Raw genomic sequence first — 4973 nt, forward strand, 5'->3', positions numbered from 1 at the left:
ATTTGGTACTTACAGTTGCTTCGGTGCGTAGGGCTTGTAAGTTTTACAATGAAAATTTAGGAATGGAGATTGTTACTTTTGGAAATAATAGAAAAGCTTTGCGTTTCGGGTCTCACAAAATAAATCTTCATCAACTAGGTGGCAATGTAGAGCCCAGAGCACGTAATCCTCATCCAGGAAGTGCAGATTTATGTCTTATCACCAGTACTGCTGTTGAAAAAGTACGACAAGAACTAATTTCAAAAAACATTATTATTATCTCTGATGTGGTAGAACGTACAGGTGCCCAAGGTGCTATTAAATCTGTTTATTTTTATGATCCAGACGGTAACTTATTAGAAATATCAAACTATATAAATTTATGACAGAAAAAATATTGATAGCAATAGACAACAGTCCTTCGGCTATGAACGCAGCCAATTATGGTATTAAATTCGCAAAAAAGATAAAAGCGCAAGTTGGTGTTATCTATGTGACAAACTACAGTATTGGAAATATAGAAGCTGGGGTTTTACCCAACGTTGTAGAGCAGCAATTACAACAAAGACATGATATTTTAATGGACGAAATAAATATTACACACCCAGCAATTGAAATTCATGAATTTGATCCTATTGGCAGACCAGAAAAAGAAATTGAGAACATAATCTCACTTTGGAAGCCTAATCTGCTAATTATTGGACACCATACACACGGATTTTTAGAAACACTCTTTGGGCATCATACAGAAAAACGTTTAATACATCATTTAAAAATTCCGCTTTTACTTGTTCCAGAAAAAATAATTAACTAAAAAAAATAAAAACCATGTACACATCTCTTAAAATAATAGTAGGAACAACAGGAACCGAAAAAGATCAAAAACTAGCATCATACCTAGATTTCTTTGCAAGTAAAATAACTATAGATAAAATTACGCACTTGCACGTAGTACAGAGATTATACGATAACGATAATTATTATTCTTCTTACAATGATGCTTTTGATAGGATGACAAAAGTGATTAAAGAAGAAAAAATAGAACCTTTATTAAATTCATATAAAAATGTCAATAACCTTGATGTAGAAGCCATTTCTGGTCGCGTAATTTCAGAGTTTCAAAATATAATTAAAAAGGAAAAGCCAAACATTGTAGTACTAGGCAAAAAAGATAAATCTTCAAGTAGACTAGCAAAAAATATTATTAGAAAAACAGACTCCAATGTGATGGTCATTCCAGAAAATTCTGCAAAAACATTTACCAATATTCTTGTTCCTGTAGATCTTTCTGAACACTCTGGGAAACTGTTAGCAAATGCCATTGCGTTACAAGAACAATCCTCTGAAATTGTATTTATTACTTGCTTACACGCTTATGACATACCAGATATTCCTTACTACAATATGTTACGAACAGAAACACAAATGAAGAGAGACACAAGGGAAACTGTGAAAAAGGCATTTGATGATTTCATTAGCAAACATCAAACCAAAAAAAGTAACATTACTCCAGTATTAATAGAAGAAACTAATAGTTGGCCAAGTAATTATATTCTAAACTACATCAACACAAATGATGTAGACTTTGTAATCATGGGAACCACTAGACATAATAAATTAGAAACACTATTAGGGAGCACAGCAGAACGCGTCATTACTAAAAATGATAAATGTCCAATTCTAATAATTAAATAATTATGAAAGCATTAATTGAACACGGAAATATTATAGCGGTAGAGTTTACTAACCGCGTCATTCAAAAAGACGATATAGTAATCTTGGAGGATTTAATCAATTCAGTAAAAACTAACCATAACCACGTCAATATTTTAATCTTAATTACACAACTAGAATCCATAACCTTTAAAGCGTGTTTAGAGAGTTTAAAACTACTAATTGAAGATAGAAAAGATATTAAAAAAATTGCTGTAATCTCAAATAAATCAATATATAATCTAGGAACTAAAATAGATAATTTATTTACACCTTGGAAAGAGCATTATTTTGATATTGACGAACTAGATAATGCCTGGGAATGGCTTAAAAAATAAAAGAGAACTGAAATATGTTTCAAAAGAAATTTGCTTACATCATCATTCTTGGCGCTATTGTTTTGCTAATTATAAATATTTATGAATTAGATTTTACAAACCACAATATAAGTGCTTACGGAGGTATACTAACAAATATATTACTTATCATATTGATGGCAATCATCATAAAGAACAAAGAAGAAAACAACAATAACATCTATTAAATAATGAAAAATAAAATTTACATTTCAGACCTTCACTTTGAGCATACAGCGTGGAAAAGTGAACTATCGTTTCAAAAAGACGAACTAAAAATATTTCAAAACCGATTAGAAGAAGTGGCATCTCGATGGACCAAAAAAGAAGTAATGGTTCAAGTAGAACACTTTCAGAATAACTTTTTACGTCATAATGAAGTTGTAGATACCTTGCTACACAAAATCAATATTCACGAAGATGAACTCTCTACCTTTGCAAAAGAGCATCCAATAGCTTTAGACCACATTCATTTTAATGACCATAAAGCGTTTAGAGACGAAATTGAAACCCAGCGTAAAATATTTTCTGAATTAAAAACTGAATTTTTACGGTTTTTAACAGAAACGATGTGATTTAGTTAAAATGCTAAAACAACTTGTATTGGTATTTATAGGAGGTGGTCTAGGAAGTATGTTACGATATTACCTAGGCAGCCTTCTTAACAACACCCGATTCAATATTCCTTTAGGAACATTTACAGTCAATGTTTTTGGCTGCTTAATTATAGGAATCATCTTTGGACTCTCACTAAAGAATAAAAACTTTTCATCAACAACGATCTTACTAGTCGCTACAGGCTTTTGCGGTGGTTTTACTACGTTTTCAACATTTGCACTCGAAAACCAAACGTTTCTTAAAGATGGGAATATTGCTGCTTTTTTAGGATATATGTTGCTATCTATTACTATTGGACTTTTAATGGTATTTTTTGGTATTTGGCTGACTAAATAAAAACTACTTCTAAATCCACATTAAACTTATATACTATTTACGTTCAATATATACCGTAAGAAAAATTAGAAAAATAGCTATAGATAGTAAGGCAACGCCAATACCATAACAATCTGCCATAAAACCTAATAATGATTAGTATAGGTTTGTAAAACGATTGAATCGAAATGACCGAAGTAAGAATTTCATTAGGTACATTATCGGCAAGCACTCCTGTTAAAATAGGCTTCAATATTTTTACATCATTAATATTTTCAACAGCTTCTTTTATTTTAAGTGTTTGTTTTTCTCCAGTAACGTTGGATAAGAAAATTTTGTCGCCTTTTTTCGGAAAACTATTTTCCGTTAATACTCATTTTTCTAGTGTTGGGAAAAAACCTTTAGGGATACAATGTAAACCTATATATTTAACCGCTTCTTCAATATTACTAACAGATACTAATTTAGTCGTATGAACAATAAATTCTCGAGGAAAAACATCTTGAATAACAACTACATCTTTTACACCATCAACTCTCTCTATAGCTTCTTTTATTTTATTCATTTGCTCATCTGATGAAGCATTAGTGCTAAAAATTCTACCATGATCACTTGGGATTACATTTTCTGTTAGTAAACTCATTTTATATATTTTTTAGATTGTTTAATTTTTAATTAAAATTAAGAAGTAATTACACAATTATAAATTTACTGGTCAATAACATGTACACAATTCTGAAATATGAACGGTAATTACATTTTTGTAATACTAAAACTCAATAAAGGATGATGAATAACTGTCTTTTTTAAAAGACCATTTTCATAAATATATTCATTACCATGCGATTTACCCGGATGTATTATTTGATAGGTATGCTCATTTTCTTTTTTAACAGTAGTTTTATAACCGTCAATTTCAGAAAACATCTTATAAATATCCTTAGGTTCATAAAAATAAAGCATGGCGCCACTGTAACAGATAGCTTCATTATAAATAGAAGTCTTTCCATTTTCAGTTATATGGTAACCATCTTTCTCTTTTTTAATAATCATAGACGAGTGTAATTTATCGTTGGCATACGTTTTAACCTTACTAGAGGTTAAAACACCTTTTTTATAGACACTAATTAAATTATATTTTAAGTCAATATGAAGGATTAGTTTAACACGTACAAAACTACTAATCTGTATGATGGTTTTATCATCATTTTGAGTTTGTGTAACTGTCAAAGTGCCAAGTTTCTTGTTTTTATGCGCTATTTTATATTGAGCTTCTTGCGAATGGCAGAAACAAAAACTTAAAAGTAAGAGAGTAAAGATTTTCATTTAGTTTTTCTTTTTAATATTTTTACCTTGGCGGAAACAATCTAATGACATTCTATAAAGTTCTGGTTGTTTTTTTCTGTCAAATTTGGGGATTCAAAAAAAATATTCAAACGCTACAGTAAAAACTCCGCTTCGTTTGTACCTCTACAACTTCTTATGTCTGATTGATTATCATTTGCATCATTATGTTCTGAAACTGTTATTACTTCTCATTAAACAATTCTCTATAAAAACGGACCTGTTTTATAAGTAATAGACACCAATTTAAAGGAAATAGTTTTACGCTTCTTCTCTTAACAATGTAATAAATGGAAAAATAATGAAGAGAATGAAGAAACCAAAAATTATGTATAAGAGCATAACCGAAAATACAAAAAGCGATGGTTCATTTTACACAATAGTTACTTATAGTGTGTTCATAATTCAGAAATCTGCACCTATTAAATCCTACTAAATGGAAAGCCTAACCGATTTCAATTATATTTACTTAAACGAATAGATTTTTGTGGAGACAATTACTAACTTATGTTTAGCCTTCTTTGGAATGGTGTGGGAAATTTTTTGGGGACTCGCACTGGGTTTTATATTATCGTCTATTATCCGTGCTTTTGTACCTACAGAAACAATAAGTAAATCAATTGGAAAGACCTCAATAAAGTCATTAAG

9 protein-coding genes are annotated in these 4973 nt (G+C 30.1%); 6 read left to right on the forward strand and 3 right to left on the reverse strand.

All coding sequences use genetic code 11. The annotated features are described in order from the left end of the window. The 6 genes from ACVC2P_RS09935 to crcB form a co-directional block, all read left to right on the forward strand. Nucleotides 1-365 (forward strand): VOC family protein (locus ACVC2P_RS09935; RefSeq protein ID WP_452598322.1); only part of this gene is annotated, 365 nt, incomplete at its 5' end. After that, a complete protein-coding gene (locus ACVC2P_RS09940; protein ID WP_452598323.1) occupies nucleotides 362-793 on the forward strand; it encodes a universal stress protein in 432 nt (143 codons plus the stop codon). The genes ACVC2P_RS09935 and ACVC2P_RS09940, both read left to right, overlap by 4 nt. Before the next feature lie 14 nt (nucleotides 794-807). Beyond that, on the forward strand, nucleotides 808-1674 hold the full coding sequence (locus tag ACVC2P_RS09945; protein ID WP_452598324.1) for a universal stress protein: 867 nt from the start codon (nucleotides 808-810) through the stop codon (nucleotides 1672-1674). Nucleotides 1675-1676: 2 nt separating this feature from the next. Then, entirely contained in the window at nucleotides 1677-2030 is a 354-nt protein-coding gene (locus ACVC2P_RS09950; RefSeq protein WP_452598325.1) for an STAS/SEC14 domain-containing protein, read from the forward strand. 209 nt (nucleotides 2031-2239) lie between these two features. Continuing rightward, nucleotides 2240-2623: a hypothetical protein gene (locus tag ACVC2P_RS09955; RefSeq protein ID WP_452598326.1), complete on the forward strand. Its 384-nt coding sequence runs from the start codon at nucleotides 2240-2242 to the stop codon at nucleotides 2621-2623. A gap of 10 nt (nucleotides 2624-2633) precedes the next feature. Continuing rightward, complete coding sequence (crcB, locus tag ACVC2P_RS09960) at nucleotides 2634-3002, forward strand: fluoride efflux transporter CrcB (protein ID WP_452598327.1); 369 nt, start codon at nucleotides 2634-2636, stop codon at nucleotides 3000-3002. 352 nt (nucleotides 3003-3354) lie between these two features. Here crcB and ACVC2P_RS09965 read toward each other — a convergent pair whose 3' ends face one another. The 3 genes from ACVC2P_RS09965 to ACVC2P_RS09975 all read right to left on the reverse strand — a co-directional run. After that, nucleotides 3355-3624: a heavy-metal-associated domain-containing protein gene (locus ACVC2P_RS09965; protein ID WP_452598328.1), complete on the reverse strand. Its 270-nt coding sequence runs from the start codon at nucleotides 3622-3624 to the stop codon at nucleotides 3355-3357. A gap of 110 nt (nucleotides 3625-3734) precedes the next feature. Next, nucleotides 3735-4307 (reverse strand): DUF6134 family protein, encoded by a 573-nt coding sequence (locus tag ACVC2P_RS09970; RefSeq protein WP_452598329.1) that lies wholly within the window; start codon nucleotides 4305-4307, stop codon nucleotides 3735-3737. A gap of 483 nt (nucleotides 4308-4790) precedes the next feature. Next, nucleotides 4791-4973 (reverse strand): hypothetical protein (locus tag ACVC2P_RS09975; protein WP_452598330.1); only part of this gene is annotated, 183 nt, incomplete at its 5' end.

The sequence above is a fragment of the Pontimicrobium sp. MEBiC01747 genome (assembly GCF_053601635.1).

Coding starts and splice junctions, on each gene's coding strand:
- ACVC2P_RS09940 (WP_452598323.1), top strand. CDS start 362: ATGACAGAAAAAATATTGATAGCAATAGACAACAGTCCTTCGGCTATG.
- ACVC2P_RS09945 (WP_452598324.1), top strand. CDS start 808: ATGTACACATCTCTTAAAATAATAGTAGGAACAACAGGAACCGAAAAA.
- ACVC2P_RS09965 (WP_452598328.1), bottom strand. CDS start 3,624: ATGAGTTTACTAACAGAAAATGTAATCCCAAGTGATCATGGTAGAATT.
- ACVC2P_RS09970 (WP_452598329.1), bottom strand. CDS start 4,307: ATGAAAATCTTTACTCTCTTACTTTTAAGTTTTTGTTTCTGCCATTCG.
- crcB (WP_452598327.1), top strand. CDS start 2,634: ATGCTAAAACAACTTGTATTGGTATTTATAGGAGGTGGTCTAGGAAGT.
- ACVC2P_RS09955 (WP_452598326.1), top strand. CDS start 2,240: ATGAAAAATAAAATTTACATTTCAGACCTTCACTTTGAGCATACAGCG.
- ACVC2P_RS09950 (WP_452598325.1), top strand. CDS start 1,677: ATGAAAGCATTAATTGAACACGGAAATATTATAGCGGTAGAGTTTACT.